This is a genomic window from Pseudolysinimonas sp. (genome assembly GCF_049651805.1).
Classification (GTDB): Bacteria; Actinomycetota; Actinomycetes; order Actinomycetales; family Microbacteriaceae; genus Pseudolysinimonas_A.
Window position 1 is genome coordinate 23,737 of record NZ_JBASCU010000006.1, and the last position, 6,386, is coordinate 30,122.

The 6,386-nt window shown below is 69.3% G+C and carries 8 protein-coding genes; 2 read left to right on the forward strand and 6 right to left on the reverse strand.

The window, feature by feature from the left end; all coding sequences use genetic code 11:
• Positions 1-15: 15 nt before the first annotated feature.
• Genes WBL06_RS00975 through WBL06_RS01000 form a run of 6 tightly spaced genes read right to left on the reverse strand, consistent with a single transcriptional unit; the run spans position 16 to position 5,099 of the window.
• Positions 16-873, reverse strand: coding sequence for a DUF6597 domain-containing transcriptional factor (locus WBL06_RS00975; protein WP_424454103.1), 858 nt, complete (start codon positions 871-873; stop codon positions 16-18).
• The gene (gltX, locus tag WBL06_RS00980) at positions 873-2,369 is read right to left on the reverse strand and encodes a glutamate--tRNA ligase (protein ID WP_424454104.1); all 1,497 of its coding nucleotides are present in this window, start codon (positions 2,367-2,369) and stop codon (positions 873-875) included. The genes WBL06_RS00975 and gltX overlap by 1 nt, the downstream gene beginning before the upstream one ends.
• Positions 2,370-2,408: 39 nt before the next feature.
• The gene (locus tag WBL06_RS00985; protein ID WP_424454105.1) at positions 2,409-2,780 is read right to left on the reverse strand and encodes a type II toxin-antitoxin system VapC family toxin; all 372 of its coding nucleotides are present in this window, start codon (positions 2,778-2,780) and stop codon (positions 2,409-2,411) included.
• The gene (locus WBL06_RS00990) at positions 2,777-3,010 is read right to left on the reverse strand and encodes a type II toxin-antitoxin system Phd/YefM family antitoxin (RefSeq protein WP_424454106.1); all 234 of its coding nucleotides are present in this window, start codon (positions 3,008-3,010) and stop codon (positions 2,777-2,779) included. The genes WBL06_RS00985 and WBL06_RS00990 overlap by 4 nt, the downstream gene beginning before the upstream one ends.
• Positions 3,011-3,032: 22 nt before the next feature.
• A complete protein-coding gene (locus WBL06_RS00995; RefSeq protein ID WP_424454107.1) occupies positions 3,033-4,289 on the reverse strand; it encodes an MFS transporter in 1,257 nt (418 codons plus the stop codon).
• Between the two features lie 9 nt (positions 4,290-4,298).
• Entirely contained in the window at positions 4,299-5,099 is an 801-nt protein-coding gene (locus WBL06_RS01000) for a fumarylacetoacetate hydrolase family protein (RefSeq protein WP_424454108.1), read from the reverse strand.
• A gap of 53 nt (positions 5,100-5,152) precedes the next feature.
• Between WBL06_RS01000 and WBL06_RS01005 the strand changes: the two genes are divergently transcribed.
• Entirely contained in the window at positions 5,153-5,782 is a 630-nt protein-coding gene (locus WBL06_RS01005; RefSeq protein WP_424454109.1) for an alpha/beta family hydrolase, read from the forward strand.
• 90 nt (positions 5,783-5,872) lie between these two features.
• A partial coding sequence (locus WBL06_RS01010) for a hypothetical protein (protein ID WP_424454110.1) occupies positions 5,873-6,386 on the forward strand: 514 nt, incomplete at its 3' end.

Genomic DNA, 6,386 nt, shown 5'->3' on the forward strand with positions numbered 1-6,386 from the left:
ACGGATCGCCCGAACCTAGCGCTCGGCGAGGGCCGCCAGATTGTCGGAAATTTCATCCATCGGCAGGAACGAGCGGTACTCGATCCCGAACTGCCGGATGCCCGCGAGGTACTGCGTGGGCGTGACGCCGGCGTAGCGCTTGAACGAGCGGATGAAGTGCGGCTGGTCGTAGTAGCCGGTGCGCGCGACGAGGTCGGTCCAGGTCGGGATCGGGCCGTCGGCTGGAATGGCGGCGATGAACCCGACGAAGCGCACCAGGTCGGCGTACGCCTTGGGGGTGATGCCGACGCCACGCCGGAACAGGGCGATGAGGGCAGCGTCAGAGAGGCCGAGGTCGACCGCGAGTCGACGAATCGGGATGTCGGGGTCGGCGTCGAGGCGACCCGTCGCGTCGGCCACGCGGCTGTCGATCGCGAAGCCGGTGCGCCGAACCGCCGTGAGCAGGCCTTCGAGGCGCCGGAGCGTCTCTTCGGCGCCCGAAGCAGCGCGTAACGGGTCGCGCCACCTGTCGCTGCCCGCGATGATCGCGCCGGCATCCCGAACCCGGTCGCTCAATTCGGCGAGTGGCGTCGTGGTGAATGCTGCGAGCCCCGCGGGCGTGAGCTCGGCGCCGCACTGCCACAAGGTCGCCGGGTTCTCGATCACGACGTACTCCCGCTGCACGCCGGAGACGAAGGCGCCCGTGAACGCGTCGCCGATCACCTCACCGCCACGCGTCAGCAGCCGGTAGGGGTCGGAGAGGTTCACGATGAGATGGGCGACCGCTTGCGGAAGGATGCGTTCATAGCGGCGCTGGGGTGCCCCGCGGACGAACCACAGCGATCTGACGAACGGCGCCAGCTCCGGCGTCGGCGGCCGACCGATCGCCTCCATCAGCCCAGGTGCTGACGGAACCGCTCGAGCCGCGCCAGAGTCGAAGCCTTGCCCAGGATCTCCATCGACTCGAACAGTGGCGGGCTGATGCGTCGGCCCGAGATGCCGGTGCGCAGGGGGCCGAAGGCATCCCGGGGCTTGAGCCCCGCGCCCTCGATCAGCTCGGTACGCAGCGCCTCCTCGATCGCCGCCGTCGCGAAGTCGTCGAGTCGCCCAAGCACGCCAACGGACGCCTCGAGGATGCGGCGGGCCTGGTCGGCATCCTTCGGCAGCGCGTCGGCCTCGAACTCGAGCGCGTCGTCGGCGGTGAACAGGAAGCCGAGCAGCCCGGGGCCCTCCGAGAGCACCGTCATGCGCTCCTGCACGAGGGGCGCGGCTTCGCGCAGGATCGCCGCCTGGGCGACGGTGGGCGGCGACGCGACGTAGTCGGAGAGGTACGGCACGATCCGCGCCGCGAAGTCGTCGGGAGCGAGCATCCGGATGTGGTCGCCGTTGATCGCGTCAGCCTTCTTCTGGTCGAAGCGAGCGGGGTTGGGGTTGACGTCGACGATGTCGAACGCCGCCGTGAACTCCGGCACGGTGAATACGTCGCGGTCGGCGGCGATCGACCAGCCGAGCAGCGCGAGGTAGTTGATGAGACCCTCGGGGATGAAGCCGCGATCGCGGTGGTGGAACAGGTTCGACTCGGGGTCGCGCTTCGAGAGCTTCTTCGCACCCTCGCCGTAGACAAGTGGCATGTGCGCGAATCTCGGGATGAAGTCGGTGACGCCGGCCTCGATGAGCGCGAGGTACAGCGCGATCTGCCGTGGGGTGGAAGAGAGGATGTCTTCGCCGCGGAACACATGCGTGACGCCCATGAGCGCGTCGTCGACCGGATTCACGAACGTGTAGAGCGGAGCACCGTTGGGGCGCACGACGACGAAGTCGGTGAACGACCCGCCCGGGAAGGTGATCTCGCCGCGGATGAGATCGTTGAACGACAGGTCGGTGTCGGGCACGCGCAGCCGGAGGCTCGGGATGCGGCCCTCGTTGCGGAACGCCACGCGCTCCGCCTCGGTCAGGTCGCGCTCGAAGTTGTCGTAGCCCTGGCGCGGGTCGCGGCCCGCCTCCTTGTTGCGGGCCTCCATCTCTTCGGGGGTGACGAACGACTCGTAGAGGTGTCCCGACGCCTTCAGCTTCTCGATCACGTCGAGGTAGATCGACCGGCGCTGCGACTGCCGGTACGGGCCGTGCGGGCCGCCGATCTCGACGCCCTCGTCCCAGTCGATGCCGAGCCAGGTGAGCGCGTCGATCAGCTGCAGGTAGCTCTCCTCGCTGTCGCGGGCGGCATCCGTGTCTTCGATGCGGAACACCATCTTGCCACCGGTGTGCCGCGCGTACGCCCAGTTGAACAGGGCGGTGCGCACCATGCCGACGTGCGGGGTGCCGGTGGGCGAGGGGCAGAACCGCACGCGCACATCGGCGCCGGTCGCGGTGGAGAAGGGGAGGGCAGACATCGCCACTGAGCTTAGGTGTCGAGCGAGCTCAGGCGCGCGTCAGAGCAGGCGGACGCCGTAGGCGCTCGCTTGGGGATCGGCCGTCGCGAAGACCATGTCTTCATGGATGGCCTGTGCGATCAGCATCCGGTCGAATGGGTCGCGATGGTGCAGCGGCAGCTCGAGCAGTCGACGAGCGTGGTCGGATGTGTACGAGAGCACCGAGATGCCGTTCTCCGCGAGCAGTACGTCGGGAATCCATGGCGCTCGCAGCTTTCCGATCGCGCGCTTGATCGAGATCTCGGCAAGGGAGATCGATGAGACCGCGACGTCGGAAGCCGGATCGGCGATCGCCGAGAGCGCCGCCTTCGGCAGAGCGTCGTCTCCGTCGAGCCACCAGATGAGCATGTGCGTGTCGAATAGGATCCTCACTCGTCGCCGTACCAGTCGGCCTCGTCCTGCGCGGTGAAGTCGTCGAAGTCTGGTGCCATCCAGAACTGCCCCTTGAGTGCGCCGGGAACGCGCGGTGTGGTGCGCCGCCCGATCGGGACGAGCCGCGCGGCGGGACGGCCGTTGCGCGAGATCGTGATCTCTTCGCCCCCCTCGACGCGCGCAATCAACTTCGAGAGCTGGGTCTTGGCCTCGTAGATGTTGATCGACATGCGGCCAGAGTACGCCGCTTGGTCAGACTTGACCAGACTCGAGCGCGGCGCTGTTCCGGCGCACAACTCGGACGACCAGGGCGACCACCACGGCGGCGACCAGAGCCATCGCGACGAGGGACAGCCCGGCGTACCCGATCGCCGCGAGCACCACCCCCGCGCTCGCTGCGCCGACGCCGCCGGCGAGGCTCATCGACAGGTCGGCGCGGCCCTGCACGACGGTTCGCCGCAGCGGATCGGCGCTGTCGGCGACGAGACCGGATGCCGCGACGGTCGCCGCGCTCCAGCCGAGACCCAGGAAGATCAGCCCAGCGAGCACCCAGCCTGAGTCTTCGGCGCCGAACGAGGTCATGAAGAGCGAGGCGAGCAGCATCCCCTGGCCGAGCGCAATGACCGGAGTGCGGCCGAACCGGTCGGAGAGCACGCCCCAGAGCGGCGACAGCGCGAACATGCCGGCGACGTGGAGGCTGATGGTGAGGCCGACGATCTGCAGGGTCGCCCCGTGGTCGACCAGGTACACCGGCGTCATCGCCATCACCGACGCCATCGTCGCGTGGCTGAACGCGAGGGTGAGGATGCCGACCATCACCCCGCCGCGATCCTCGGCCCGGGTCTCGACCTCGACGACTCCGCGCTCGACTCCGAGGCGCAACGCGGTGCGCAGCGGGTCCGGTCGTAGCACGACGAGGTAGACGACGATCGCGACGACCTGCGCGGCGAGGGCGAAGAAGAGGACGCCCGACAGCGCCGGCAAGCCGAGCGACCGGCCGAGCGTGTCGCCGGGACCGATCAGGTTCGGCCCGAGCACCGCGCCGAGCGTGGTCGACCAGACGACGATCGAGAGATCGCGCCCGCGCTTGGCAGGGTCGGAGAGGTCGGTCGCCGCGAATCGCGACTGCAGGTTGACGGCGGTGCCGACCCCGAGCAGGCCCATCGCGACGAGGAACAACGGAAAGAGGCCGGCGGCCGTCGCGACGATGGCGACGACGGCGCCGAGCGCAGCGAGGCTCGACCCGGTGGCGAGCGCAGGCGACCGGCCCGACCGCTGGGCGAGCCGAGCGAGCGGAATCGCCGCGGCAGCAGCGCCGAGGGTCGAGAGCGTCGTCGCGGTACCCGACCAGGCGGGCGACCCCGAGAGCTGGGTCGCGAGCAGCGCGCCGGCCGAGAAAGTTGCCCCCATTCCGACCCCGGCGAGGGCCTGCCCGCCGATGATCGCCACACGGCTGCGGCGGCGGATGCGGACGACATCCGCGTCGGTGAGGACGGCGATCGTGCTCATCTCACGGGCTCAGGCCGTGGCACTGTCGCGGTTGCGCGCCGGGTTGGTGAGCGTGCCGATGCCCTCGATCGTGATGTCGACCGTCTGCCCGTCGACGAACCCACCGAGACCCGAGGGAGTGCCGGTCATGATGATGTCGCCGGGCAGCAGGGTCCAGACGTCCGAGATGTATTCGATCAGTGTCGGCACGTCGTGGATGAGATCTTTCGTGTTCCCGCGGCGGCGCGGTTCGCCGTCGACGGCGCTCGAGATCTCGAGGTTCGACGGGTCGAGTTCGGTCTCGATCCACGGGCCGATCGGGGCGAAGGTGTCGTAGCCCTTCGCCCGCGCCCACTGTCCGTCGGCGAACATCTGGTCGCGCGCCGACACGTCGTTGCCGATCGTGAACCCGAACACGTAGTCGCTCCAGTTCGCGGCCTTCACCTGCTTCGCGATCCGGCCGATCACGACGACGAGTTCGCTCTCGTGCGTGATCCGGCCCTCGACCGGCGGAATCTGGATCGCCTCGCCGGGGCCGATCACCGCGGTGTTGGGTTTGAGGAAGATGAGCGGGTTCTCGGGGGCGTCGACGCCTGCCATGTCGGCGCGGTGCTCGGCGTAGTTGAGACCGACGCAGACGACTTTCGAGCGCGGGATGACGGGCGCCAGCAGCCGCACGTCGGCGAGCGGCAGGCGCTCTCCGGTGGGGGTGAACCCCGAGAAGATCGGATCGCCGGCCAACACGACGATCTCGTCGTCGCCACCCTCGGCGGTGTCGACGATGCCGTACCGGGGGTCGGCGTCCGCGATGGCGAAGCGGGCGACTCTCACGATGCTCAAGCCTAGCCCTCGGGCCGGGTGTCTCGGCGGCCAGGATGGGTGGTATGGATCTGCTCGTGGACGGCCCCGACACCGCCCCCACCCTGGTGCTCGCCCATGGCGCGGGGGCCGCGATGGACTCTCGTGGGATGACCGACATCGCGACCCGCATCGCCGCTCGTGGCGTCCGCGTCGTGCGGTTCGAGTTCGCCTACATGGCATCCCGACGCGTGGCGGCGCGCAAGCCGCCCCCGCGCGCTGACACGCTGATCGGCGAATACCGGGCGGTGCTCGCCGAAGTCGGCGGGCGTCCGGTGATCGGCGGGCGGTCGATGGGCGGCCGGGTGGCGAGCATGATCGCCGAGGCGGAGTTCTCCGCCGGCGCCGTCGCGGGGTTGGTCTGCCTGAGCTACCCCTGGCATCCGCCGGCGCGCCCCGATCAGCCGCGGGTGGCGCACCTCATCGACCTGCGCGTCCCGACCCTGATCGTGCAGGGCACCCGGGACCCGTTCGGGTCACCCGACGAGGTCGCCGGGTATGGGTTGCCGCCGGAGATCGAGCTGCGCTGGCTCGACGATGGCGACCACGATCTGCGCCCCCGCAAGGCCCTCAGCGGTTTCACCTATGACCGGCACCTCGACACGGCAGCGGATGCGGTTGCGGCGTTCGTGATGCGGGTCACGGGGGTGGGTTAGCGAGTCCTCCACAGGGTGGTTGCGTGGGAGTTATCCCGAGAATGGTTCGTCTATCTAGTACATACGTTCGAGTGTTGTTTCAATGGATGTATGACCTCCACCGCCCCCGCCGTCACCTGGCTCGGCACCGACCCGAGTGTGCTCGACGACGACACACTGCTCACGGGTGCGCGCGAGCTGGGTGAGTTGCGGCGGCTGGTCGAAGCGTCGTTGGGGGTGTTCGCGGCAGAGGTGAAGCACCGCTCCCGCAAAGAAGACGGCTTCGGCGGTCTCGCGCAGCGGCTCGGCGCCGGCACCGCGGAGAAGCTGGTCGAGCAGGTGTCGGGGGTGTCGAAGCGCGAATCGCAGACGCTGACCCGGGTCGGGCAACTGCTCACCGTGGATGCCGAGCCGTGGCTTTCCGCGGTGGGTACCGGCGTCGCGACTGGTGCGGTGTCGGTGGTGAAGGCCGACGTCATCAAGAACGGACTCGGCACACCGACCGAGGATGTCGCGGCGGATGACCTCGCCGACGCCGCCGCGGAACTCGCCGCGTTGGCCCCGACCATGTCGGTGGAGAAGCTCGCCGCCCGTGCCCGGGAACTGCGTGACGAGCTGGATGCCG